20 protein-coding genes are annotated in these 23,759 nt (G+C 42.7%); 16 read left to right on the forward strand and 4 right to left on the reverse strand.

The features are described 5' to 3' along the window. Positions 1 to 96: 96 nt before the first annotated feature. From UE46_RS02345 to UE46_RS02360, 4 genes are all read left to right on the forward strand, one after another. On the forward strand, positions 97 to 471 hold the full coding sequence (locus UE46_RS02345; RefSeq protein WP_036060367.1) for a GntR family transcriptional regulator: 375 nt from the start codon (positions 97 to 99) through the stop codon (positions 469 to 471). A gap of 13 nt (positions 472 to 484) precedes the next feature. Next, complete coding sequence (locus tag UE46_RS02350; RefSeq protein ID WP_118907795.1) at positions 485 to 1,357, forward strand: ABC transporter ATP-binding protein; 873 nt, start codon at positions 485 to 487, stop codon at positions 1,355 to 1,357. Beyond that, positions 1,358 to 1,981, forward strand: coding sequence for an ABC-2 transporter permease (locus UE46_RS02355; protein ID WP_077912495.1), 624 nt, complete (start codon positions 1,358 to 1,360; stop codon positions 1,979 to 1,981). It begins immediately after the preceding gene. Between the two features lie 277 nt (positions 1,982 to 2,258). Next, positions 2,259 to 3,083, forward strand: a complete 825-nt coding sequence (locus tag UE46_RS02360; RefSeq protein ID WP_036060362.1) for an aldo/keto reductase — start codon at positions 2,259 to 2,261, stop codon at positions 3,081 to 3,083. A gap of 158 nt (positions 3,084 to 3,241) precedes the next feature. On the opposite strand, the gene UE46_RS02365 is transcribed toward UE46_RS02360, so the two are convergent. Continuing rightward, on the reverse strand, positions 3,242 to 5,539 hold the full coding sequence (locus UE46_RS02365) for a GW domain-containing glycosaminoglycan-binding protein (protein WP_118907366.1): 2,298 nt from the start codon (positions 5,537 to 5,539) through the stop codon (positions 3,242 to 3,244). Positions 5,540 to 5,993: 454 nt separating this feature from the next. On the opposite strand from UE46_RS02365, the gene UE46_RS02370 reads away from it, so the two are divergent. Both UE46_RS02370 and fba read left to right on the forward strand, forming a co-directional pair. After that, positions 5,994 to 6,911, forward strand: coding sequence for a diacylglycerol kinase (locus UE46_RS02370; RefSeq protein ID WP_036060360.1), 918 nt, complete (start codon positions 5,994 to 5,996; stop codon positions 6,909 to 6,911). 368 nt (positions 6,912 to 7,279) lie between these two features. Next, entirely contained in the window at positions 7,280 to 8,134 is an 855-nt protein-coding gene (fba, locus tag UE46_RS02375; RefSeq protein WP_036060357.1) for a class II fructose-1,6-bisphosphate aldolase, read from the forward strand. 230 nt (positions 8,135 to 8,364) lie between these two features. Here the strand turns inward: fba and UE46_RS02380 are convergent, their stop codons facing one another. Continuing rightward, on the reverse strand, positions 8,365 to 9,588 hold the full coding sequence (locus tag UE46_RS02380) for an ISL3 family transposase (protein WP_118907367.1): 1,224 nt from the start codon (positions 9,586 to 9,588) through the stop codon (positions 8,365 to 8,367). Positions 9,589 to 10,566: 978 nt separating this feature from the next. On the opposite strand from UE46_RS02380, the gene UE46_RS02385 reads away from it, so the two are divergent. From UE46_RS02385 to gorA, 4 genes are all read left to right on the forward strand, one after another. After that, on the forward strand, positions 10,567 to 11,838 hold the full coding sequence (locus UE46_RS02385) for a UDP-N-acetylglucosamine 1-carboxyvinyltransferase (protein WP_036063327.1): 1,272 nt from the start codon (positions 10,567 to 10,569) through the stop codon (positions 11,836 to 11,838). Between the two features lie 217 nt (positions 11,839 to 12,055). After that, positions 12,056 to 13,327: a transcription termination factor Rho gene (gene rho / locus UE46_RS02390; RefSeq protein ID WP_036063329.1), complete on the forward strand. Its 1,272-nt coding sequence runs from the start codon at positions 12,056 to 12,058 to the stop codon at positions 13,325 to 13,327. 102 nt (positions 13,328 to 13,429) lie between these two features. Further along, the gene (locus UE46_RS02395; protein ID WP_036063331.1) at positions 13,430 to 13,675 is read left to right on the forward strand and encodes a type B 50S ribosomal protein L31; all 246 of its coding nucleotides are present in this window, start codon (positions 13,430 to 13,432) and stop codon (positions 13,673 to 13,675) included. A 446-nt stretch (positions 13,676 to 14,121) separates the two neighbouring features. Further along, the gene (gorA, locus tag UE46_RS02400; RefSeq protein ID WP_118907368.1) at positions 14,122 to 15,474 is read left to right on the forward strand and encodes a glutathione-disulfide reductase; all 1,353 of its coding nucleotides are present in this window, start codon (positions 14,122 to 14,124) and stop codon (positions 15,472 to 15,474) included. A gap of 46 nt (positions 15,475 to 15,520) precedes the next feature. On the opposite strand, the gene UE46_RS02405 is transcribed toward gorA, so the two are convergent. Together UE46_RS02405 and UE46_RS02410 are read right to left on the reverse strand one after the other, a co-directional pair. Then, on the reverse strand, positions 15,521 to 16,894 hold the full coding sequence (locus UE46_RS02405) for an MATE family efflux transporter (protein ID WP_036063334.1): 1,374 nt from the start codon (positions 16,892 to 16,894) through the stop codon (positions 15,521 to 15,523). Positions 16,895 to 16,910: 16 nt separating this feature from the next. Beyond that, positions 16,911 to 17,342 (reverse strand): MarR family winged helix-turn-helix transcriptional regulator, encoded by a 432-nt coding sequence (locus UE46_RS02410; RefSeq protein ID WP_036063336.1) that lies wholly within the window; start codon positions 17,340 to 17,342, stop codon positions 16,911 to 16,913. 267 nt (positions 17,343 to 17,609) lie between these two features. Between UE46_RS02410 and UE46_RS02415 the strand changes: the two genes are divergently transcribed. The 6 genes from UE46_RS02415 (at position 17,610) to prmC (ending at position 23,568) form a co-directional block, all read left to right on the forward strand. Next, a complete protein-coding gene (locus UE46_RS02415) occupies positions 17,610 to 18,896 on the forward strand; it encodes a homoserine dehydrogenase (RefSeq protein WP_036063338.1) in 1,287 nt (428 codons plus the stop codon). Between the two features lie 3 nt (positions 18,897 to 18,899). Continuing rightward, positions 18,900 to 19,958, forward strand: a complete 1,059-nt coding sequence (gene thrC, locus UE46_RS02420; RefSeq protein WP_036063339.1) for a threonine synthase — start codon at positions 18,900 to 18,902, stop codon at positions 19,956 to 19,958. Next, complete coding sequence (gene thrB, locus UE46_RS02425) at positions 19,958 to 20,824, forward strand: homoserine kinase (protein ID WP_077912614.1); 867 nt, start codon at positions 19,958 to 19,960, stop codon at positions 20,822 to 20,824. Before thrC ends, thrB begins: the two co-directional genes overlap by 1 nt. A gap of 205 nt (positions 20,825 to 21,029) precedes the next feature. After that, a complete protein-coding gene (locus UE46_RS02430) occupies positions 21,030 to 21,602 on the forward strand; it encodes a thymidine kinase (RefSeq protein WP_036063345.1) in 573 nt (190 codons plus the stop codon). A gap of 33 nt (positions 21,603 to 21,635) precedes the next feature. Further along, a complete protein-coding gene (prfA, locus tag UE46_RS02435) occupies positions 21,636 to 22,712 on the forward strand; it encodes a peptide chain release factor 1 (RefSeq protein ID WP_118907369.1) in 1,077 nt (358 codons plus the stop codon). Position 22,713: 1 nt separating this feature from the next. Continuing rightward, positions 22,714 to 23,568, forward strand: coding sequence for a peptide chain release factor N(5)-glutamine methyltransferase (prmC, locus tag UE46_RS02440; RefSeq protein ID WP_118907370.1), 855 nt, complete (start codon positions 22,714 to 22,716; stop codon positions 23,566 to 23,568). Positions 23,569 to 23,759: the final 191 nt, after the last annotated feature.

The following is a 23,759-nucleotide window of genomic DNA, read 5'->3' on the forward strand; positions in this document are numbered from 1 at the left end:
CCCCTGCCAGCTTGTTTTTTTTATTAGAAAAAACTTGATATATACTCCTAATCTGTATATACTGTATATATATATTATATACAGTTGGGGGCGCGTATGAAAATAATTGTTACGAATACATCCTCATTGCCGATCTATGAACAAATTGCTTCTCAAATCCGAAATCAGATTATAAATGGTGAGCTAAGCGGTGGCTACCTTTTGCCCTCGATTCGAGCTTTGGCGAAGGAGCTACAAGTGAGCGTCATCACAACAAAGCGTGCATATGAAGAATTGGAACATGAAGGCTTTGTTCAAACAATCGCTGGAAAAGGTACCTATGTGTCACATCAAAATATAGCATTTATTCATGAGCAGAGGTTAAAAGATTTAGAGAAAAAGATGCATCAGGTGCTACAATTCGCGGATGATCTTGGTCTGACTAATACAGAAGTACACGAGATGATCGATTTACTAGCAAAGGAGGATTAGACACATGGATAATATTTTAGAAGTGAAACAAGTATCAAAAATATATAAAGACTTCGCGTTACGGAATATTTCATTTCAATTGCCAAAAGGTTATATTATGGGCTTAATCGGTGTGAATGGAGCGGGAAAAAGCACGTTATTAAAGATAATTATGGATTTGGTGCAGAAAAATAGTGGCGAAGTTTTCATTTTTGGAAAAAATACACGAAATTCGATGGCAGAGATTAAACAGGATATTGGCTTTGTTTTTGATGAAAATCACTTTTATGACCATCTGACTGCCGAGCAAATGAAGCAGCTTATTGCGCCGTTTTATCGGAACTGGGACGAGGTCGTATATCAGGATTATATGCAGAAGTTTGAGCTGCCGAGCAATAAGAAAATGAAGAACTTCTCTAAAGGAATGAAGATGAAATATAGTATTGCGATTGCGCTGAGTCACCATGCGAAGTTGATTATTATGGATGAGCCGACTGCTGGACTTGACCCGATTGTTCGTCGTGAGTTGCTTAATGTATTGCAAACGGTTGTAATGGATGAGGAGGTATCCGTTCTATTCTCGACGCATGTGACAGCTGATTTGGAGCGAGTTGCCGATTTTATTACATATATTCATGAAGGGCATGTTTTTTTCAGTGAGGAAAAGGATAGGTTACTGGAGCAGTATGTCATTGTGAAGGGTGATGCCGGGCTATTGGATAGTGAGAGTGAAAATCTATTTATTGACGTGGAGATCAGTGCTTTAGGGTTTCAGGGATTGGCGCGGCAAAGGGAGGAAGTACGATTTTATTTTGGTAACGAAGTGATTTTGGAAAAGCCAAGTTTGGATGATATTATGTACTACACGGTGCAGGCAACGAAAAAAACAAGGCGAGGGGTAATGTGAATGTGGCGGCTGGTTTGGAAAGATATGATGGTTCAGCGTGGCCCTGTGATCGCGCTTGTTGCATTTGTGATTTACTTAGCTAGTGCTGGAATGCCTACTTTTCTAGTTTTTCTTTTTGGAATGTTGATGGCTGTAACAGGAGTCGTTTTACGCGCAATCAGTAGGGATGAGGAAAATGAGACATTGGCACTCTTGGCTACTTTGCCGGTGAGTAGGAAGGAAATTGTCATGGCGCGATATGTAGGCACAGTATTTGTGATGCTTGTCAGTATACTGTTTAGTTACATCGTGATGACGATTGCGAAAGGTGGGTTTATCCCAATCGGGAGCCTTTTTAATAGCATTGGAGTTCCTGTGGTTATTATTCTGAGTTTGGCGGCAGTACTTTTCCCAATTTATTATTGGCTGGGGTATGATGCGATGCGGTATGTGATGACTGGGTTGATATTTTTAGCTGCTTTCCTGGCGTTGCTTACTGCTCTTCCAATGACGCAACTGTTTTTTCGGTGGCTGGAAGGAATCGGATTTAACTTGATTTTAGGCATCGCGGTTTTGATTTCGATCGTACTGTATTTTGTATCCATGCGGATTTCGATGCGCGTGTTAGATTTCACAGATCTATAAAAGGTGCTTATTTTTAATGAAATTCTCATCTAATTCTTGAGAGATTATCATGCGTGACCTGTATTATAGAGAATGTAAAGAGGATAGCAATTACTTTTACTCCCTTTTTAGTAATTGTTAATCCGAATAAAACTCCCTTTTTGACCATCGCGGTTTCCCCCCTTTTTCCGCGGTGGTTTTTTTGTGCATTTCTATGTTCAGAAGGCTTAAGGGTTGCATGAATGGGGGGCGTTAGGTGTATAGTAGAGAGGTAAATAGAAATCGGGAGGCTGGTAAAATGAACATTAATGATACGGTGACACTTGCAAACGGCGTTGAGATGCCACAATTTGGCTTTGGCGTTTGGCGTGTGAATGATGGAGAAGAAGCAGTGAATTCCGTGAAATGGGCAATTGAAACGGGATACAGAAGCATTGATACAGCAGCTGCTTATAAAAATGAAGAAGGTGTTGGACGGGCGATCAAGGAATCAGGTGTGGATCGTGATAGCCTTTTTGTGACGACGAAGTTATGGAACGCAGATCAAGGTTATGAGTCGACATTGAAAGCTTTTGACGCTAGTTTAGAGAAATTGGGATTAGATTATCTAGATTTATACTTAATTCATTGGCCAGTGGAAGGCAAGTTTGTAGATACATGGCGTGCCATGGAAAAGCTATATGCTGATAAAAAAGTACGCGCGATTGGCGTTTGTAACTTCCATGAGCATCATCTAGATGAGCTGTTAAAAGAAGCTAAAATTGTGCCGATGGTGAATCAGGTTGAGTTACATCCACTTCTTTCACAAGAACCATTGCGTAAATATTGTGCGGAGAAAAATATCGTCGTTGAAGCCTGGAGCCCGCTTGGTAGTGGTAAAATCCTGGATAACAGCGTCATTAATTCCATCGCGAAAATTTATGAAAAATCAGTAGCACAGGTTATTTTACGTTGGGACTTACAACATGGCATTGTAACGATTCCAAAATCGGTTCACCAAAATCGTATTATCGAAAACGCAAATATTTTTGATTTCGAGTTGAAAGATTCGGAAATGGCGTTGATTGATAGTTTGAATAAGGATGAACGTACGGGTCCTGATCCAGATAATTTTAATTTTTAAATAGATATACTTCATGGCTATTAATATGCGAAAATTGGCACGCCTCGCGTGCCTAAATAGCAAAAATCCGTATCGAAAATCTGTTAATGGATTTTCGATACGGATTTTTCTACATCAGAGACTCTTTATCTCGGACTCTTGTTTAATTTGATAAGATACTAACTACGAACGTTAGAGGCAGGAACCCACCCAATGGATTTAGAACCATCCATCAAGCGATACCAAAGCTGTCCATTTATTGTCACTTGAATATTGGCGAGCAATGGCTTATTTTGATAAGCTGATAAAGTATCACGTTTCATCGATGCGTCAACAACTGGAACTAAATATACTTGTGCAGTAGGAACTTTGACATAACGTGTTAATTTAATAGGTTTCTCCATACTAGGAACATAGAAAATGTTGAGTGCACGACTGTCTAGCCAGCCAATAACTTTTCCGTCAATACTAAATTGGTACCAGGTAGTACGAACGGTTTTAGCTTCACGTAATAATTTCAGGTTTTTGCCTTCATAGGCAGAGAGATTAGCTATAAATTTAGAACCTTCTGTCCCATAGGGTCTTGTCCAACTGCTATTAGCGGCTGCAATTTTGATATTAGCATAAGTTGTTCCGATAGCTTTGTCGTATTCAATTTCATCGTAGAGGGATTCCTTTACATTAGAGGCAGGAACCCACCCAATGGATTTAGAACCATCCATCAAGCGATACCAAAGCTGTCCATTTATTGTCACTTGAATATTGGCGAGCAATGGCTTATTTTGATAAGCCGATAAAGTATCACGTTTCATCGATGCGTCAACAACTGGAACTAAATATACTTGTGCAGTAGGAACTTTGACATAACGTGTTAATTTAATAGGTTTCTCCATACTAGGAACATAGAAAATGTTGAGTGCACGACTGTCTAGCCAGCCAATAACTTTTCCGTCAATACTAAATTGGTACCAAGTAGTACGAACGGTTTTAGCTTCACGTAATAATTTCAGGTTTTTGCCTTCATAGGCAGAGAGATTAGCTATAAATTTAGAACCCCACGTATTATAAGGTGCTGTCCAACTGCTATTTCCTTGACTTGTTTTAATAGAAGCATAAGTGGTTCCAATCGGTTTATCATAGCTAATTGCGTCAAATGCTGTAGCAGTGACGCTGCTAGCTGGGACCCACCCAATTGATTTAGTGCCATCCATTAGACGGTACCATAGTTTCCCATTTAGAGTGACCTGTATATTAGCGAGTAGTGGTTTGTTGAGATAGGCAGATAAGTTACCCCGATCCAATGAAGCATCTGCTACTGGAACAAGATAAACCTTTGCAGATGGGACATTGACATAACGTGTTAAACTGATTTTTTGTTCCATACTCGGTGTATAAAAGATATTTACTGCTTTATCTTCTACCCAACCAATCGTTTTCCCGTCGATACTAAATTGATACCAGGTACCACTTTGCGTTTTTGCAGTGCGAAGTAGCTTCATATCTTTACCAGTGTATGAAGAAAGTGGATTCACTTTGTTGGAGCCTGCGGTATTAAAAGGTGCAGACCAGACTGTGTTTCCAGCAGCAGTTTTGACATTGGCATAGGTTGTTGTTGTAAATGCTGTATTAGATATAATGGTGTCCTTACTCATCGCGTTGAATTTTTCGGTGACGAGTGTTAGAAATTCATTGTAGCTATAACCCCACTTGTTAAAATAGGCAATTGGATCGGTATGCGTTGTTCCACCGAGGTATTTACTGACAGCATTATGCGTCCAAACGGTTCCAACACCATCTGTTTCAGCGCTGTCGATTGGAAGCTTGTACTTATCTAAAATGTAAGCTGTGTAGTACGCATAATTGTTGATCGAGCGCGCGAACTCATCGAATGTTTTATGTTCGACCAGTTCATATTGAACAAAGCGAGCATTGGCAAAACGACCAGCACCCCAAACACCGTAATCAGTTGGATGGATTTGAATGATGTTTCCTTTGTCCACAAATGTGTGTACAAATGCATTCTCCCAATTGCGGCTCATATAGTCAATTTCATTCTGGATTGTCGAATTTGGATTAGCTGTTTCATGTAAAACAACACCCTCTGGTTTGCCATTACCATTGCGGTAGTTAAATTTCGTGAATTGTGATTGAATTTGACTGCTTAACTTCGCATTTGCAAAGTTGTTTGACTTGATGTAATTGTTCACATTTGGGTATGTCGCCTTGGCGTTTAGAAGCATCCTGCGATCAGGAATTGGTGCTTCTTGCTCTCCCTCTATCTGTGAATCCTCTGCGAATGTACCATCTCGTTCCGCTTTTGGTACATAGATGGAATCATCCCGCACCGTTTGGGACCCATCTTTTGCAGTAACCGAGCTAGTGTCAGCAGCTGGTTGTTCATCAGCAAAGACAGATAGCGGCAAAATAACAGTTGTAAGGCCGACTGTAACAATTACTGATTTTAATAAAGTTTTCAATTGTCCATCTCCATTCTAAAAGTTTCCTTGCGTCAAAAATAATTATGAAATAGATTTTCCATGTAATCTTAGTGGTAATATAGATTACTTTCTATTATGGAGAAAAGTTACAAGAGAGTCAATAGAGTTTCCCTATCATGGGTGTATTTTGAGCGATATAAGTATTTGGTATATTAGTGAGAATGAGTCATACCAGTAGGTTTATATGGTGCGGTTTGAAATTTGACAAATTACCTACAATTTGATGTCTAAACAGTGTCAGAAATCCCGATTTGCAAGCAATATTAAGCCTGAAATAAAAATGTATGCGCTGTTAATTTCTAAAAAGAACAAACAGTTTATTTAGATATCCTTTTTTATATAAGAATTTTGCGCTTTCGAGCCCCCTCGTTTGACAATGAACTGCTAAAATAAGAAACTAGGACTATCACTGCATGAGAGAAGGGGAAGACAGATGTTAAAGCGAATGTTAATCATCTACAATCCTGTTGCTGGCCAGCGCAAGTTTCACAAATTAATGCCAGTGGCAGAGCAAATTTTGGACGAAGCGGGATTTGATGTCACGCTGATTCCGACCACAGAAGAAGAGAAAAGTGCGACCGCAATCGCGAAACAAGGGGTACTCGATGGATTTGAAATTATTATTGCTGCAGGTGGGGATGGCACGGTAAACGATGTTGTCAACGGTTTGATGCAAGCCTCGAAGCAAGTCGTTTTTGGCGTTCTACCGGTTGGAACAACGAACGATTTTGCACGCGCGCTTGGCATGGCAAAAGACCCGATCGAAGCCCTCCAGATTATCGCGGCAGGAGAGAAAATAAAAGTCGACGTTGGGCAGGCGAACGGTCAATATTTCATCAATAATGCCGCTGGAGGGAAAATCACCGAAATCACCTATGCTGTCAAAGAGTCGATGAAAAATAAAATAGGACGGTTGGCATATTTAGTAAGCGGTATTTCCCTGTTGCCCAAATTGGCACCAAAACAAGTCCGGATAACATATGATACTGGTGTTTTCGAAGGCGAAATTTTGTTGTTATTCGGCGCATTAACAAATAGTGTAGGCGGAATGGAAAAACTATGCCCACCAGCAATACTTAACGATGGCTACATGGACTTACTTGTTTTAAAAAAGGTATCACCAATCAAGTTACTGAAATTGCTTGCTTCCATTAAGAGTGGCGCGCATTTGCAAAGTGAAGACGTACTCTACGTTAAAACAAAAACAGCGACAATCGAATGTGATACCAGTTTAAATATTAGTTATGATGGCGTATATGGCGGAGAGACCCCTTATAAATTGGCAGTTTTACCAGAAAAATTAACAATCTTGGCAGAAGCAACCCGAATCCAGCATCGCTTACAGAAATAAAACGATTACATCAAAAATATCGACCTTCACTATGGTAAAATGCTCACAAATCTGGTATCATAACTGTGTTAGGAAAAATAGCAACTGTTATTTTTCACAGCAGAAAATCAAATTTTGTAAGAGTCTGGAGTAAACTCGAACAAAGCCGAAGAACGTCAAACCATGAAAATTGGGTAGGACGTAAACTTGGCTTTACACAAATCGAGCGAAAGCTTTTGAATTTCGCTAGTTTCGCGGAAGCCGGAAGCGGAGCATACTTGTGTATGTGAGAACCGGAAGTCTGCGAAACTGGCGGAATGCGAACGCTTGCCGCCGATTTATCTGGCTTATGCTCCACACTCTTATATTCCTGAGGAGGAAATTGTATTATGCCTATCGTTAGTATGACTGAAATGTTGAACAAAGCGTTAGCTGGTAAATATGCTGTAGGTCAATTCAACATCAACAATCTTGAGTGGACTCGCGCTATTTTAGAAGCTGCAGAACAAGAAAAATCCCCTGTAATCCTTGGTGTTTCTGAAGGAGCAGCAAAATACATGGGTGGATTTACAACAGTTGTTAAAATGACTGAAGGACTTATGCATGACCTAAAAATCACTGTACCAGTTGCAATTCACTTGGATCATGGTTCATCGTTTGATTCATGTAAAGCTGCAATCGACGCAGGATTCTCATCTGTTATGATCGATGGTTCTCATCACCCAATCGATGAAAACGTTGAAATGACTAAAAAAGTTGTTGACTACGCTCATCCAAAAGGTGTTTCTGTTGAAGCCGAAGTTGGAACTGTTGGTGGCGAAGAAGACGGCGTAACAGGCGGAATCAACTATGCTGATCCTGCTGAATGTTTACGTGTTGTTAAAGAAGCTAACATTGATGCACTTGCTGCAGCATTAGGTTCTGTACATGGTCCTTACCACGGCGAACCAGTTCTAGGATTCAAAGAAATGGAAGAAATCTCGAAATTAACTGGTGCTCCTCTAGTACTTCACGGTGGTTCTGGAATTCCTGAACACCAAATCAAACAAGCAATCGAACACGGTCACAGCAAAATCAACGTTAACACGGAGTGCCAAATTGTTTGGACAGCCGCTGTTCGCGAAAAATTAGCTACAGATGATAAAGTTTACGATCCTCGTAAAGTTATCGGACCTGGCCAAGCTGCTATTAAGACAACAGTTGTTGCTAAGATCCAAGAATTTGGTTCAAACGGCAAAGCATAATATTATATTTGATTGATGACAACGAGCCCGATTGGGCTCGTTGTTTTTGTTTGTTGTGGCTCTTATGAGGCATCCCCTGCCGATTTAGAGCCTCAATATGCATGAGAGCGAAGCGAACATGTAATCCATCAGTGGCTCTTATGCGCGAAACCAGGAACAACGGCTCTTTGTCAATTGTTGGGGTGAAATATCGAGGTACAAGCTAGGGAAATAGTGGCTTGTACCTCTTTTTAGCCTACAGAAATGTCAAAATTTTTGATAAAGTGCTGGGCAAGTATTTTGGCGCGGAACCGTGAAAAGTTTTGATAGCCATAAGAAGTACGCTTGATGACCTTGGTTCGGTTGTTAATTCCTTCTACGAAACCATTGGACAGATGTGGGTAAATGAAGGCATTGATGATTTCTGTTTCCCAGCGTCGGAAAGTACCGATAGCTTTTATGAATTCTGGAAGCTGTTTGTCTTGTACGAGTTGATAGAAATCGTGTAAGGATTGACGAACGTCGCGGCGTTCTTGTGCTTTATTGGCATCAAACCAAGCCTGATAGGCTTCCTTGATGGTGTAGGCGGTTTGTAGATCAGGGTGCAAGCTTAAGTAACGGCGAATGATGCTTTTTTGCGCTGTATCCAGCTTATGAGATCGCTTGAAAAGGAGTTTTTGTATCCGTTTCCCGTGTTTTCGATCTTTTTCTGAAAAACGCTGTTGGACACGAACGCGGACTTTATTCAGCGCCCAATAGATGTAGCGAGAGAAGTGGAAAGAATCGGCAATAATAACTGGTTTGTCAAGAGCTTGTTGCACAGCGTTTTTGAAGGTCGAGCTCAAATCCATGATAACCATCTCTACCTGATGCCCGCGTTCTCTTAAATAACGTTGAATGGTTTTGGCGCGACGGTTTTCTAAGATATCAATGGGGCGACGAGTCATGGGGTCAGCGATAATGAGTTGGAATTTGCCTTTGTCGGTATCTCCCTTGAACTCATCGATAGCGATGACTTTAGGAAGAGCGACGGGAGGCGTGGAAAAGGCTTCTGTACGCGCGTCGAATAGGCGCATAATTTTAGGTGCGGTGGTTCCAAACGTTCTGGCAGTATAGGTAAAGGAGGGGGCAGAGATACTATGGAAAAGGGCTGCTTGATGCCAAGATGTCGAAAAACGCTGATAGCGTGCCACAAGTCCTTGATTTTTTTCATCAAATGATTTTCCGCAGGAACAAGCATATCTGCGTTTTCGATAGTGCACATAGACACGTTTTTCTGCGACTTTTAGATGTTGGAAAGTGTGCGTACGATAGTCTTTAATGCGATCTGTCCGTGTTTTACAAGAGGGGCAGGCATGTTTTTTTCGTTTTAGTTGGATATGAATGTGGCAGATATGATTTTCAATCGAATAATCAAGAAGTTGGATGTTTTTATTTTCTAAACCGATGAGTTGTATGATAAAATGGTCTGGCATGGTAATATCGCTCCTTTGGATTGGGTTTCGTCACTTTTATCTTAAAGGATTTTGATATTACTGTGTATTTTTTTGTCTTGAAATGAGAACAAAAAAATGCGGAGGTAGATTATTTTCTACCCCAACATTTATTATAGAACCGTTTTTGTTTGTTGTGGCTCTTATGAGGCATCCCCTGCCGATTTAGAGCCTCAATATGCATGAGAGCGAAGCGAACATGTAATCCATCAGTGGCTCTTATGCGCGAAACCAGGAACAACTAGTAGACGAATAAGTATCAGGGAATTAAGAGAGCCTCAATATGCATGAGAACGAAGTGAGCATGTAATCCATCAGTGGCTCTTACCGCCGAGTTCGGAATTAGCGATTTGTTTGTATTGAAGTTTGGGGTTTAGGGGAGGAGTGGTCTCTAATTCGTGTGGTTGATGATGTGGGGCGTCTTCGGATCCAGCTTCGGAAGCCAGCCCCTCGAAATTTTCGGTGCCTCCGAAAAATCCAAAAGAGGGATTTATCTGCGCCCCCTAACAAATTTTGTCGGATCTAACGGGCTTCCTTAGCTTTTCGTGAGATCCAGCTTCAGAAGCCAGACCCTCGAAGTTTTCACGCCCTCCGCAAAAACCAAGGACGGGTTTTCACTGCGGCCGCTCCAAACTTTTTCGAGTCTAATGGGCTTCTTGCGCTTTGTTGTGGCTCTTATGAGACATATTTTGTCGATTTAGAGCCTCAATATGCATGAGAACGAAGTGAGCATGCAATCCATATGCGGAATCATGTGTGGCGCCTCCGGATCTAGCTTCAACGGCCACCTCCTCGAAAACTTCACACCCTCCATAAAAAGCAAGAGCGGCTTTTTACTGCGGCCGCTCCAGTTTTTGTCGGAGCTGAACGGGCCGTTTCAGCTTTTCGATTTGCATATTTCCTCAATATCAGGGATAATCAACTACAAGTGAATCTTTTTAACAGGAAAGAAGGAACGGTATGGTTGAGAAACTAGTAATAAAAGGTGGAAGAGAGCTTTCGGGTACTTTACGTGTAGATGGTGCTAAGAATAGTGCTGTTGCTCTTATTCCTGCTACGATATTAGCTGATTCTGATGTGACTATCGAGGGTTTACCGGATATTTCGGACGTGCATACGCTCTATGCTATTTTAGAAGAACTAGGTGGGGAAATTCATGCTGGTCCAGGTGCCGTAACGATTGATCCATCCAATTTAATAGATATGCCACTACCAAATGGCAATGTGAAAAAACTTCGTGCTTCTTATTATCTAATGGGCGCGATGCTTGGGCGTTTTAAAAAAGCTGTTATTGGTCTTCCAGGAGGTTGTTATTTAGGCCCGCGCCCAATCGATCAGCATATTAAAGGTTTTGAGGCGCTAGGTGCAACGGTTACCAACGAACAAGGTGCGATTTATTTACGTGCGGATGAACTAAAAGGAGCGCGTATTTATCTAGATGTTGTTAGTGTTGGCGCAACGATTAACATCATGCTTGCCGCTGTAAAAGCTACCGGGAAAACCGTTATCGAAAATGCTGCGAAAGAGCCTGAAATTATTGATGTTGCCACGTTACTTACGAGTATGGGCGCTAAAATTAAAGGAGCAGGCACAGACACGATTCGTATTGAGGGTGTTGAAAGTTTGCACGGTTGCCGACACACAATTATCCCTGATCGTATTGAGGCTGGCACATTCATGATCTTAGCAGCCGCGGCAGGTTCGGGTATCAGAGTCGAAAATATTATTCCGGCACACATGGAGGCCGTTAAAGCTAAACTTGTCGAAGCTGGTGTGTCTATTGAAATGAACGAAGACTCCGCTTATATCAGTAAAAGTGGTGCCCTTAAAAAAGTAGATATTAAAACATACGCCTATCCAGGTTTTCCAACCGATTTACAGCAACCGATGACTGCATTACTTGCTGGTGCAAACGGCAGTAGCGTTGTGACAGATACCATTTATCCAAGTCGTTTTAAACATATTGATGAATTAAAACGAATGGGTGGCAGGTTCAAGCTTCAAAGCCGTGCAGCGATCGTTACAGGACCAACGCAGTTAAAAGGAGCGACTGTGACTGCTTCTGATTTACGTGCAGGCGCGTCCCTTGTTATTGCAGGCTTAACCGCAGATGGTACGACCGAAATATTAGGAATTGAACACATTGAACGTGGCTACGGCCGCATTATTGAAAAATTAGAAGGCATTGGCGCTGATATAAGTAAGGTAACTCATGCCGAAGAAATCATCTAGGTCTCCAGGGCGCACGCGCGACGCTCATCTCCGTCGTTAAAGTCTGTGCTTCGGTGCTCATGTACTCCAGTACATTCCGCTCCGATGCTCGACTTTGCCTAGGATCTAAGCATCGCGCGTGCGCCCTGGGTTCGGTGGTGAAATCATGGGAAACGTTTGTTCCTCGTTGCTACTCCTCAAATCCTCTTTATAAAAAATCCAAAAGGTGGTCAAATATATGGCTGATATATCTATCTCTTATTTAGAAAAATTAACGATAAAGGAAATCTATGCGCTGGCTAAGGAACACAAGATTCCGTATTATAGCAAGCTTACGAAAAGAGAACTTAGTTTTGCGTTGTTAAAGGCTAGTGCTGAGAAGCAAGGTTTCTTTTTCATGGAAGGCGTGCTTGATATCATTGCATCGGAAGGATTTGGATTCCTTCGCCCCATCAATTATTCCGCGAGTTCTGAAGATATTTACATATCTGCCTCTCAAATTAGACGTTTTGATTTAAGAACGGGCGACAAGGTTTCTGGAAAAGTGCGTCCGCCAAAAGAGAATGAGCGTTATTTCGGCTTGCTTCATGTGGAGGCTGTCAATGGTGAAAATCCTGAAGTCGCAAAAGATCGTGTTCATTTCCCTGGTTTGACACCGCTTTATCCTGATCGTCAAATTCGGATGGAGATTGGTCAAAATCCGATTTCAACGCGGATGATCGATATGATTGCACCGATTGGTTTTGGTCAACGTGGTTTGATCGTTGCGCCACCCAAAGCTGGGAAAACAATTTTATTAAAAGAAATTGCTAATGCGATCACGGAAAATAGTCCAGATGCAGAACTAATCGTCCTACTCATCGATGAACGGCCAGAAGAAGTTACAGATATTGAACGATCTGTAAAAGCGGAGGTTGTCAGCTCAACGTTCGATGAAGTGCCAGAAAATCATATTAAAGTAGCAGAACTCGTGTTAGAACGGGCGATGCGATTAGTCGAGCAAAAACGTGATGTCATTATTTTGATGGATAGCCTCACGCGTCTAGCTAGAGCTTATAATCTCGTTATTCCGCCAAGTGGTCGAACATTGTCAGGTGGTATTGACCCAGCGGCATTCCATCGACCAAAGCGCTTTTTCGGTGCAGCTCGTAATATCGAAGAAGGCGGAAGTTTGACGATTTTGGCGACTGCCCTTGTCGATACAGGTTCACGAATGGACGATGTGATTTATGAAGAATTTAAAGGCACAGGAAATATGGAGCTTCATCTTGACCGTGCGATGGCTGAGCGCCGCGTTTTCCCAGCCATTGATATTCGCCGTTCAGGAACACGTAAAGAAGAGCTATTATTACCAAAAGAAAAGTTAGAGCAGCTATGGAAAATCCGTAAAATCATGCCGATTCAAGGCGATGCACTAGACATATCCGAACGTTTCATTCGGTATTTAAAGAAGACGCCGACAAATGATGACTTTTTTGAAATAATGCAAAGCGAAATGTTTAAAAAATAAGCCTTGCTAAATTGAAAAAGCATTGGTATAATGAGTTTACTGTGTGAAATTGTGCAGAAATTACTCTGTTTCAGATGATTCAGGGCCAAGGAGTTGAAAGCAATGAAAACTGGAATTCACCCGGAATACCGTCAAGTGGTATTTCTTGATACTAGTACAGATTTCAAGTTTATTTCTGGTTCTACTAAGAGCTCGAATGAAACTATTCAATGGGAAGATGGCAACGAGTATCCTTTACTACGTGTCGAAATCAGTTCTGATTCACACCCATTCTATACTGGTAAACAAAAACATGCAACAGCCGATGGACGTGTCGATCGTTTCAACAAAAAATACGGCATCAAATAAAAAAGTCACCCTCGGGTGGCTTTTTTATTTGATGTCTTTGAGCCTATGCGAGGTAAATCGGCGGCAAGCGCTCGCAATCAAGTGGTTTTATGAACTTCCGGTTCTGCTACACAAGAGCAGTTTCGCTTAACTTCTTACATGGTCGGGGAAGCTACTCCCTCCCTGTTTTCAGTCATCACGTACGCTAGTACGCTCCGCTTCCAGCTTCCAACAAAAGCAATAAATGCAACCGCTTTCGCTCGATTTGTGTAAAGCGGAATGTACGTCTTACGCATAAAAAATAAAAGTTGGTGGCCCGTCAGATGATTTTCAGACCCTCTGTGTACAGAGTATCCAATCAAAGCGAGAGAAACATAAAGAACCCAAAACAAAATCCAAACATTTTCAATTCAATCTTCCTTGGGGTAAAATTGGAGGATAGAGAAATAAATGAGGAGGTTTTTCATATGGTAGAACATTATGATTATATAGCAATTGGTGGAGGTAGTGGCGGGATTTCTTCTGTAAATCGTGCTGCTAGTTACGGGAAAAAATGTGCGCTTGTGGAGCCAAAACAGCTTGGTGGGACGTGTGTTAACGTTGGTTGTGTACCGAAAAAAGTGATGTGGTACGGGGCTCAGATTTCTGAGGCAATGCACAAGTATGCACCTGATTATGGGTTCGATGTGAAACAGGAGAAGTTTGATTTTGCGAAATTGGTGGAAAATCGGGAGGCCTATATTGAGCGGATTCATGGCTCGTATCAGCGCGGGCTTGATCATAATAAAGTCGATATTTTGAAAGGATACGCGTCTTTTGTTGATGAACATACGATTGAGGTCAATGGGACGCAGTATACAGCGGATCACATTTTGATTGCGACAGGTGGAAAACCTGCTTGGCCAGACGTTCCTGGTGCGGAATATGGGACGGATTCTAATGGCTTTTTTGCATGGACGGAGTTGCCGAAAAGTGTGGCGGTCGTTGGTGCTGGGTACATTGCGGTGGAACTTGCGGGCGTGTTGCAGGGCTTTGGTGTGGAGACGCATTTATTTGTTCGTAAACATGCGCCATTACGCAATTTTGACCCCTTATTAGTGGATACATTGGTAGGCGTGATGAAGGAACAAGGGCCGACGCTTCATACGGAGGCGATTCCAAAAGCGGTGACGAAAAATGAGAACGGTTCGGTGACGCTTCATTTGGAGGACGGTCGGACGCAGACGGTGGATAAATTGATCTGGGCGATTGGTAGAACACCGGTGACCGAGACGCTGAACTTGGCGGCAACAGCGGTGGAACTTGATAAAAAAGGTTATATTAAAGTTGATAAATTTCAAAATACGGCGGTTCCGGGGATCTATGCAGTCGGAGATATTACGGGGCACATTGAACTTACACCAGTTGCAATTGCTGCAGGGCGGCGGTTATCGGAGCGCTTGTTTAATGGGAAATTAGATGAGCATCTGGATTATAATTTGGTTCCGACAGTTGTTTTCAGCCATCCTGCGATTGGGACTGTTGGTTTAACAGAACCAGAAGCGATTGAAAAATATGGCGAGGCGCAAGTTAAGGTGTACACTTCTTCGTTTACATCGATGTATACCGCGATCACAGAACATCGCGAACCGTGTGCCATGAAGCTGGTTTGTGCTGGCGATAATGAAAAAGTAGTTGGCTTGCACGGAATCGGAACGGGCGTTGATGAGATGATTCAAGGCTTTGCTGTTGCTATGAAAATGGGTGCGACAAAGGCTGATTTTGACAATACTGTTGCGATTCATCCGACGGGTTCTGAAGAATTTGTGACGATGCGTTAATAAGGTGAAAGCTCCGTTCCTGTGTTTGGGAACGGAGCTTTTATCGTTATACTGGGCTGACTTTTGCCCCTGGTAAATCAGATGTTTTTAATTTTTTCTGGAAGGCGATAAAGAAGATAAGTCCCATGATTAAAGTGATGGTTTCGGTGACTGCCATGGACCAGATAACGCCGTGGAGGCCAAACATAGCATGTAGAATTAGAATCATCGGGATGTAAAGAACGCCTTGTGTGACGGACATGACCATCGTTGCTGTACCTTGCCCGGTCGCTTGGAAAAGGCTGATGAACAGGATGGTAAAACCGTTGAAGATTGCGGATACGAGCATAGCTACGAGGATATAGGTACCAATGCTTAAAACGTCGGGATCGTTCGAGAAAAGCTGGATGATTGGTGCTCTAAATAGGTATACTAAACCGACAAATGTAACGGAAATAATGCCGATGTAAAGAGAAGCTTGTTTCATTCCTGCTTTAAATCTCGGAATATTCTTACTAGCAAAGTTAAACGCGAAGAATGGGATCAAGCCTAGAATCAGACCCATAGCTAAGAATTCTGGGCTTTGAACGATGCGTAGCGCGATTCCGAATCCTGCGATGACATTATCACCATATTGAATCGCAAAATTATTTAGTAGTAAGGTTGTTACGATTAAAAAGGCGGATTGTAATAGCTCGGAGACGCCAATTTTATAAATTTCGAGTTGATCTTTGATGGATATTTTGAAGTGTTTTAGGAAGCCTTGCAAATGTTCGCTGCGTTTTTCTAGGAAATAGAGATAGTAAATCGCAGAACCGAGTTGAGATAGAACCATTGCGAGTGCAGCGCCAGCGACGTGCCAGCCTAGTCCTAAAATAAGAATCGGATCGAGAATTAGGCTAAGTCCAGTGCTGATAAAAATACCGTACATGGATTCTTTGGAAGCGCCACCGGACCGAACTAACTGCTCGAGGGTAAAGTTGAGGATGACGATGAAACCACCAGCAAGTAAGGTTAATGCGTAGGTTTTGGCGTAATCAAAAGTTGCAGCATCAGCACCGAGTAATTGCGCGATCGGATCAATGAATAGAAAAGCTAAGAGTGCGAGTAAAAGTCCAACAATAATGCTGGTGTAAAATGTGTAACCAGCGATACGCTTGCCTTTTTCGATGTCTTTTTGACCATTCAGGCGGGTGATAAATGTGCCACCACCAACGCCGAATACATTACCAAAAGCCATGAGAACGGTGAAAATTGGTAAACCGAGCGTAATGGCAGATAACATGCTTGTATCGTGTAAGAGTCCAATGAAATAGGCATTGATGACATTATAAATGGTGCCGACAGACATCCCGATCATCATTGGAATTGATAAATGGGCGATCGCTTTCTTCACTGGAGCGTTTTCTAAATAATATTGATCTGAAAATTTCTTCGTCATGTTCGTTCCTTCTTTCTTATAAACTGTTGCTTACTTTTGTTAAAAGTGATTTTAATTGTTCGGCCTCGGTATTTGTGAGGTCTTTTGTGATGCTAGCTTCGATTTCTGCAAAGATAGTATTGAATTCTTCTATTAATGCCACGCCTTTATCGAGCACGTAGATATTTTTTTGGCGTTCGTTGTTTTCTGGGATAACGCGCTTGATGTAGCCTTTTTTCTCGAGGCCTTGTAGCATGCTCGTGATGCTGGCGCCTTTGCGATTGAATTGTTCAGCCAGATCTTTTTGAATAACGCCACGTTCCTGGTTCTCATAAATATAGCCAATCATGCGTCCTTGCTGGCCGTTTAGATCTAATTCGCGAAGCCTGGTATCGGCGTTCATTTTTATTTTCATCCCAACGCCGCGGAATAAATCGGAAAAGGGTGTGTTTAATGGTTGCTGCTTCATTTTTAATTCGACTCCTTATAGTTAGAATTCTAACTTAATAAAATGATTATAATAGATAGAAGTCTAACTGTCAACTATCTAATTAAAAAAGGTGAATCGATAAATTTTTATTTGTAGTTATTTTTTACGTTTTATTCTAGAAGTGATATTTTTGTGAACATGGTATACGCGAATATTCTGATATATCAAATAATCCTTTGCTTTATGCTGGGAAAGTGCGTATAATAAACAATAATTACATGGTTTGATTATTGAGGAGGTTGACATGTGGAAGCGAAATTAGAGGTTGGAATTTTAGGATTTGGAACGGTTGGTAGTGGTGTCATTCACATTTTAGAAGAGCATGCGGAGAAAATTAGTCAAATGACTGGCTACCAAGTGAGCGTCAAAACGGTGCTCGTACGCGACTTAGAAAAGAATCGTCGTTACGAGACGAAAGGGTTTAGCTTGACCACGGAACCTTCTGACATTTTAAATGATCCAGCCATTGCGGTGGTTGTGGAAGTTATGGGAAGCATTGAACCGGCGCGGGAGTATGTTTTACAGGCACTAAAAGCTGGGAAACATGTGGTCACGGCGAATAAGGATTTAATTGCGTTACATGGGGATGAATTGATTGCCGTGGCGCAGGCGAACCAATGCGATTTATTCTATGAAGCGAGTGTTGCTGGCGGAATCCCGATTTTGCGGACGATTGTGAACGGGCTTGCGTCAGATAAAATTCAGAAAGTCATGGGCATCGTGAACGGGACGACGAACTTCATGTTGACGAAAATGAAGACGGAGAAGCGTAGTTATGAAAGTGTCTTGAAAGAGGCGCAGGACTTGGGGTTTGCGGAATCTGATCCAACGAATGATGTGGACGGAATCGACGCGGCTCGCAAAATGGTCATTTTAACGCGATTATCGTTTGGTATGAATGTCGATTTGGCGGACGTGGATACGGTTGGGATTCGCGGGATTGCGCCGCGTGATATGGAAGTTGCGGAACAGTTGAAATACGTGATTAAATTGGTTGGCACGGCGGAAGAGAAGAACGGGTCGGTTGCTGTTAGTGTTGGGCCTGTGCTCTTGCCGAAATATCATCCAATGGCGGGCGTGAACAACGAGAATAATGCGGTGTTTGTAACGGGTGCTGCGGCTGGTGAAACGATGTATTACGGACCTGGTGCTGGTGAATTACCGACGGCGACGAGTGTGGTCAGCGATATTATTACGGTCGCGAAAAACAGCAAGTTAGGCACAAATGGCAATGCATTCAATAGTTATAAACATGACACGAAACAAACGGTACCAGAAGAAATTTTTTCTAAATACTATTTGCGGATTGTCATGGATGATAAAACTGGAACGTTCCTGAAGTTAACGCAGATTTTTGCGGAAGCGGGCGTTGGTTTTGATAAAATTTTGCAGGAACCGCTGGACGAATATACGGCGACGGTTGTTGTGGTGACGCATGTGACGAGCAAGGCGCAACTGGAACAAGCGATTGAAAAAGTGAAGCTGGAACCGCAAATGCAAGTCGAAGCGAAATATCAAGTTGTGGAGGGATAAATAATGTACGAAGGATTATTGAAACGATATAAGGACTATTTACCGATTACTGATAAAACACCGATGATTGGCTTGGCAGAAGGGAACACACCACTGATTCCGTTGCCGAATTTGTCGAAGGAACTTGGCGTGACGTTATATGGGAAATATGAAGGCTTGAATCCGACGGGATCGTTTAAGGATCGCGGTATGGTGATGGCGGTTGCGAAGGCGAAGGAAGAGGGCGCGACGGCGGTTATTTGTGCTTCTACTGGAAACACGTCGGCTGCTGCTGCGGCGTACGCGACTCGTGCTGGGATGAAGGCATATGTCGTGATTCCGGATGGCAAAGTGGCGCTTGGTAAGTTGGCGCAGGCCGTGATGTATGGCGCGGATATTATCGCGATTCAGGGGAATTTTGACGAGGCTTTGGACGCGGTTCGTGAGCTTGCTAAAACAGAAGCTGTGGCGCTTGTTAACTCGGTGAACCCGTACCGTTTGGAAGGCCAAAAAACAGCGGCGTTCGAGATTTGCGAACAATTAGGTGGTAAATCACCAGACGTGCTGGCAATCCCGGTTGGGAACGCAGGAAATATTTCGGCATACTGGAAAGGTTTCAAAGAATGGGACGGGCATTTTGGCGTTGGCTTACCGCGGATGCACGGTTTTGAAGCGGAAGGTGCTGCGGCAATCGTCCAAGGCGCGCCAATCAAGAACCCAGAAACGATTGCGACGGCGATTCGAATTGGTAACCCTGCAAGTTGGGAATTGGCTGAGGCGGCGCGTGACGAGTCTAAAGGCTACATCCACTCTGTGACGGACGACGAGATTGTGAATGCATATAAAAAAGTCGCAGCGCAAGACGGTGTTTTTATTGAACCAGGCTCAGCCGCATCGCTTGCTGGCGTGATTCAACACGTGAAAAGTGGTGCGATCAAACAAGGTGAAACAGTCGTGTGTGTGTTCACTGGAAACGGCTTGAAAGACCCTGATACGGCGATGAGCGTGCACGAAGTTCCGATTTCGCACGTGGAAGGCGTGGACGCAATGCGTGAATACTTGCGTGGAGGCGTAACAAAATGATTAGAATCCAAGTTCCGGCTACAACAGCGAATCTTGGACCAGGCTTTGATTCGTGCGGCCTTGCGTTATCGCTTTATTTGACGCTAGAAGTTTTAGAACCAGCAAAAGAATGGCATATCGCGCATGATTTAGGCGACGGGATCCCGATGGACGCAACGAACGTCATCGTCGAAACCGCGCTTAGCATTGCGCCAAATCTCGAACCACACAACTTGAAAATGCTCTGCGATATTCCGGCAGCGCGCGGACTTGGAAGCAGTTCGGCGGCCGTGGTGGCAGGCATTGAGCTTGCGAATATACTCGCGAATTTGGAGTTGACGCCAGAACGCAAAGTCGAGATTGCCGCGGAAATCGAAGGCCATCCAGATAACGTTGCCCCAGCAGTGCTCGGTAATTTTGTCGTTGGTGCAAAATTGGATGGCGAAGATTTCTACGTCCGGCACCTTTTCCCAGACTGTGCGTTGCTCGCGTTTATTCCGCAAGAAGTACTGCTAACGAGTGAAAGTCGCGGTGTTTTGCCAGATCAGCTTCCCTATAAAGAGGCAGTCAAAGCAAGTAGTATCGCCAATGTGATGATCGCAGCGCTTTTGCAAAATGATCTGAAATTGGCAGGTGAGATGATGGAACGCGATTTATGGCATGAGAAATATCGTGCAAAACTCGTCCCGCATTTGGCGCCATTGCGTGCATTGACGAAGGAAAATGGTGCTTACGCGGCGTGTTTGAGCGGAGCAGGCCCAACGATTCTAATCTTCGCTCCAAAATCAGAAAGCGACAACCTGATCCAAGTCATGAAAGAATTCGACCAAACAGCGACAGTTCTTTCACTAAACGTAGAAGGCAGCGGCTCGACGATATTCTCATGAAATAACTACAAGTAAAGTATCTTTTTTACGCTTTGCTTGTAGTTTTTTGTCATGGGCATGTAAGGAATCTACATAGAAGGTCACCTTTAGAATGGGGCTGTCACTAATTTCAGACATTCTTCAAAACAATACCTGTTGTCCCAAATTACGCGCTGTGATAGAATGAAAAAGAGTTTTTAACATGGGAATGCGAGGTTTTGTAAGGATGGCACAGCTTTTCTTTAGATATGGTTCAATGAACAGTGGCAAAACAATTGAAATTTTAAAAGTAGCACATAATTACGAGGAACAAAATAAGCCAGTCGTGATTTTTACATCGGGTATCGATGACCGCGATCAAGTTGGCGTAATCTCAAGTCGTATCGGCTTGAAACGTGAGGCGACACCGGTATTTTCAGCAACGAATCTGCATGATGAAGTGGCAAAAATAGATCCCAAACCATATTGTGTACTGCTTGATGAATCGCAATTTTTGGAGAAAAAACATATTTTACAGTTAGCGCAAATTGCAGACGGACTTAACATTCCTGTCATTGCTTACGGACTAAAAAACGATTTTCAAAATGAGCTTTTCGAAGGTTCTAAGTATTTATTGCTATATGCAGACAAAATCGAGGAAATGAAAACGGTTTGTTGGTTTTGCACGAAAAAAGCGACGATGGTTTTGCGTGTCGATGAAGAAGGACAACCAATGTATAAAGGCGACCAAATCATGATTGGCGGCAACGATCGTTACTATCCAGTTTGCCGAAAATGTCACGCCAACCCATCAATTTAACTTTTTAACAACTAAAAAATGAGGTGAACCTAAATGTATGATCGTTTACAAGCAGTGGAAGATCGTTATGATGAATTGAATGAATTGTTGAGCGACCCAAACGTGGTCAGTGACGCGAAAAAGCTCCGCGATTATTCCAAAGAGCAGTCGGCTATTACAGAAACAGTGGAGACATATCGTGAGTATAAAGAAGTGACCACAGGACTTGCAGAAACACGCGAAATGATGAACGAGAAGCTCGATGATGACATGAAAGAAATGGTGAAGGAAGAATTCAACGAGTTAACAGCAGAAAAAAGCCGATTAGAGGAGCGCTTAAAACTATTGCTCGTTCCAAAAGACCCGAATGACGACAAAAACGTTATTATGGAAATTCGTGGAGCTGCAGGTGGCGATGAGGCCGCTCTATTTGCTGGCGACTTATTCCGGATGTATTCACGTTATGCAGAATCTCGTGGTTGGAAAGCCGAAGTTATGGATGCAAACGCGACGGGAATTGGTGGCTATAAAGAGATTATCGTATTGATTAACGGCGCTGGAGCTTACTCTCGCCTAAAATACGAAAATGGTGCTCACCGCGTACAGCGCGTTCCAGAAACCGAATCAGGCGGCCGGATTCATACATCGACAGCAACGGTTGCGATTTTGCCAGAAGCTGAAGATGTGGAAATCGACATTAAAGATAACGAAATTCGGACGGATACATTTGCTTCAAGTGGCGCGGGCGGACAAAGTGTTAATACAACAATGTCAGCCGTACGTTTGACGCATATTCCGACGGGGATTGTTGTTTCGATGCAAGATGAACGTTCTCAAATTAAGAATAAAGAAAAAGCGATGAAAATTTTGCGTGCGCGTATTTTTGATAAATTTGAGCGTGAAGCACGTGAGGAATATGATACGCATCGGAAATCTGCAGTTGGTACGGGTGACCGTTCTGAGCGGATTCGGACGTATAATTATCCACAAAACCGTGTAACAGATCACCGTATTGGTTTGACGATTCAAAAGCTCGACCAAATCATGGAAGGCAAGCTTGATGAAGTTATCGACGCGCTGATTATGGAAGACCAAACGAGCCGACTCGATCATCTAAGCGACGGTATGTAAGATGACAATCGCCGAAATTTTGCATCAAGCAAAAGCTGAACTAAGCGCTCGCGAACTAGACCTCAACATAGCAGAAATCATCATCGAAACGCGGCTTGGCCTGACACGATCCGAATTATGGATGTCGACAAGTCAAGAGCTAAGTCTGAGCGAAAAGGCACAGTTTGACAGCGATTTCGCACGTTATATAAATGGAGAGCCAGTTCAGTATATTTTAGAAGTGGCTCCTTTTTATGGTCGCGATTTTTATGTCACACCGAGTGTCCTGATCCCTCGTCCAGAAACGGAAGAACTCGTCTATGCCGCAGAAAAAGTGATTGAAAACAATCCAAACCACGTGCATCGCGTGCTTGATGTTTGCACAGGAAGTGGTATTATTCCTATCACCTTAAAAGCGATATTCCCAAGTCTCGACGTATCTGGCTCTGATATTTCGACCGAAGCCCTAGAAGTCGCAGAAGAAAACAAGAAACGTTTACAGACGAACGTCCGACTTATCCACAGCGACCTCGTTGACTTCTTTCAGGAAAAAGGTGAAAAATTCGATTTGATTCTAGCCAACCCTCCTTATATTGCTGATCACGAGCGCGCCGAAATGTCTGATTACGTGCTAGATCACGAACCCGACCTAGCCTTATTCGCGCCCAATAACGGTTTAGCGATTTACGAACAACTCATTATGAATTTACCAGGACTTGTGGATAACATCTTCTGGATTGGGATGGAAATAGGTTATACACAAGGAGAGTCCGTAAAAAAATTATTCGAAAAAAGTTTTCCACAGGCAGAAATTATCATTCAACAAGATATTAACGGTAAAGATCGAATAGTTATTTGTCGAAAAGGACTGATATAAAAGCATTTCTATCACGGGAATGCTTTTTTATTGGCTTAGTTTATCCACAACTTTGGGGATAAAACTTTGTGCAAAAAAATATTTTTAATAAAATCTTAACAAAGTAAACCTAGTTATCAACACACTTATACACATTATCCACAGATTCACAATTAGTTATCCACATTGACAAAGTTATTATCCACAGTTTG

It is taken from the genome of Listeria weihenstephanensis, assembly GCF_003534205.1.
GTDB classification, from domain to species: Bacteria; Bacillota; Bacilli; order Lactobacillales; family Listeriaceae; genus Listeria_A; species Listeria_A weihenstephanensis.